Origin of the sequence: Sphingorhabdus sp., from assembly GCF_035329025.1 — a bacterium.
GTDB lineage: Bacteria > Pseudomonadota > Alphaproteobacteria > Sphingomonadales > Sphingomonadaceae > Sphingorhabdus_B.
Window position 1 is genome coordinate 1 of sequence record NZ_DAOLHN010000095.1, and the last position, 2,216, is coordinate 2,216.

The window sequence follows — 2,216 nt, forward strand, 5'->3', positions numbered from 1 at the left end:
AAACGCGGCCGGTTGCTGCAGCGGCAACCTTCGTGGCGGGCGCAGCGGCCTTTTTCGCGGGGGCCTTGGGTGCAGCAGCGGCCTTAGCCGGAGCCTTCTTTGCAGGGGCAGCCTTTGCGGCAGCAGCCTTGGGAGCGGCGGCCTTTGCAGCGGTTTTCTTCGGGGCGGTAGCCATGTTCGTCTTCCTTGCCTTTTGGATATCTTAGAGCGCTTCGGCGCCCGAAATGATTTCAACGAGTTCGGTGGTGATCGCAGCCTGGCGGGTGCGGTTATACTGGATGGTCAGCTTGTTGATCATGTCGCCCGCGTTGCGCGTGGCGTTGTCCATCGCGGTCATTTTCGAACCCTGTTCCGACGCCGCATTTTCGCGCTGGGCGCGCAGCAGCTGCACGGCAACATTGCGCGGCAGCAGATCGGCGAGGAGTTCTTCCTCATCGGGTTCATATTCGACCGAGGCCGATGCACCGGCAGGCGCGTTGTCGTTCGACAAGGCAACCGGCATCAACTGCAATTCGGTCGGCTCCTGCGTCAGGACGCTGACAAATTTGTTGAAGAACAGGTGCGCGACATCGAATTCACCGGCTTCAAAGCGTGCGATCAGATCGTCCGACCAGCTTTTGACGGCGTCATATCCGAGCTTGCCCAGATCGCCGGGCTCAACGCTTTCGACAATGTCGTTGCGATAGAAACGGACAAGCCCGTCCTTCGCCTTCTTGCCGATGGTGTAGAATTTGACGGTCTTGCCCTGACCTTTCAACTCGTCAGCGCGCTTGCGGGCGAGGCGGACGATGTTGGTGTTGAACGCACCAGCCAGCCCCTTGTCGCTGGTGGCGACTACGAACAGGTGGACATCGTCCTTGCCCGTTCCGGCAAGAAGCTTGGGCGACTGCGGGCCGACGGTGACCTTGGACGCGATGGACGACACCACCTTCTCCAGCCGCTCGGCATAAGGGCGCGAGGCTTCAGCAGCCTCTTGCGCGCGCTTCAGCTTCGCGGCAGCGACCATCTTCATCGCCTTGGTGATCTTCTGGGTCGATTTGACCGAGTTGATCCGTATTTTGAGGGCTTTTAACGATGCCATCTCAATTCCCTTTTTTCGTCATTCCCGCGAAGGCGGGAATCCATCACCTGAGCTGTAAATTTCCATCTTGGGTGATGGACCCCCGCCTGCGCGGGGGTGACGAGTGTGTGGTTTAATCCTTACGCAAATGTCTTCACAAACTTGTCGAGTGCGGCAACCAGCGCCTTCTTGCTGTCGTCGCTGAAGTCGCGGCTGTCGCGAATGCCCTTCAGCACGTCGGCATGGTTGGCGCGCAGGTCGGCGAGCATCGCTTCTTCGAAACGGGTCACGTCGCTGGTGGCTATGCCGTCGAGATAACCATTGGTGCCGGCGAAGATCGAGCAGGTCTGCTCTTCGAACGGCAGCGGGCTATACTGCTTTTGCTTGAGCAGTTCGGTGAGGCGCGCACCACGGTTGAGCAGCTTCTGCGTCGACGCGTCGAGATCCGAGCCGAACTGGGCGAAAGCCGCCATTTCGCGATACTGGGCGAGTTCGAGTTTGATCGAGCCCGACACCTTCTTCATCGCCTTGGTCTGTGCGGCCGAACCCACACGGCTGACCGAGAGACCGACGTTAATCGCAGGGCGGATACCCTGATAGAAAAGATCGGTTTCAAGGAAGATCTGGCCGTCGGTGATCGAAATCACGTTGGTCGGAATGTAGGCTGAAACGTCACCGGCCTGGGTTTCGATGATCGGCAGCGCGGTCAGCGAACCGCCGCCATTGGCGTCCGACATCTTAGCTGCGCGCTCGAGCAAGCGGCTGTGGAGATAGAAAACGTCGCCGGGATAGGCTTCACGGCCCGGAGGACGACGCAGCAGCAGCGACATCTGACGGTAAGCCACGGCCTGCTTGGAAAGGTCGTCATAAACGATCACGGCATGCATGCCATTGTCGCGGAAATATTCGCCCATCGTCACGCCGGTGTACGGAGCGAGATATTGCAGAGGAGCGGGTTCCGAAGCGGTTGCGGCGACGACGATCGAATATTCCATCGCGCCCTGTTCTTCGAGTGCGCGGACGATCTGTGCGACAGTCGAGCGCTTCTGGCCGACGGCGACATAGATGCAATAAAGCTTCTTAGACTCGTCCTTGCCCTGATTGACGCCCTTCTGGTTGATGAAGGTGTCGATGGCGACGGCGGTCTTGCCGGTCT

At 59.4% G+C, this 2,216-nt stretch carries 2 protein-coding genes; both read right to left on the bottom strand.

All coding sequences use genetic code 11. The annotated features are described in order from the left end of the window. Nucleotides 1-202: 202 nt before the first annotated feature. Nucleotides 203-1,081, bottom strand: a complete 879-nt coding sequence (locus tag PKC81_RS14665; RefSeq protein WP_324337353.1) for a F0F1 ATP synthase subunit gamma — start codon at nucleotides 1,079-1,081, stop codon at nucleotides 203-205. A gap of 119 nt (nucleotides 1,082-1,200) precedes the next feature. Next, a partial coding sequence (gene atpA, locus PKC81_RS14670) for a F0F1 ATP synthase subunit alpha (RefSeq protein ID WP_324337355.1) occupies nucleotides 1,201-2,216 on the bottom strand: 1,016 nt, incomplete at its 5' end.